The organism is Streptococcus sp. KR (genome assembly GCF_002238115.1).
Lineage (GTDB): Bacteria > Bacillota > Bacilli > Lactobacillales > Streptococcaceae > Streptococcus.
In genome coordinates, this window is the sequence record NZ_NGVM01000384.1 from 1 (window position 1) to 213 (window position 213).

A 213-nucleotide genomic window follows, 5' to 3' on the forward strand; every position below is an offset into this window, starting at 1 on the left:
TGTTTATCGCGACAAGTTCTGGACTATTTTATTGCAGAACCAAGCACTGTATGACCGTTACTTAAACATCCATATCGCAGAACATTTGGATCTTCTTCAGGGAATTGTCAAAACAAAAAAAGAAGCACGGGACAAATACGAACCCAAGAGTGACATCTCTAAAGAAAGCGCTCAAAAGCTTCAAACGACAGCAAACGATTAAAGAGGAGCGAT

The 213-nt window shown here is 39.9% G+C and carries 1 pseudogene; it reads left to right on the top strand.

What is annotated here, in order from left to right:
- Positions 1-202 (top strand): annotated as a pseudogene (locus CBI42_RS12385) (tagaturonate epimerase family protein); the annotation flags it as partial.
- Positions 203-213 lie beyond the last annotated feature (11 nt).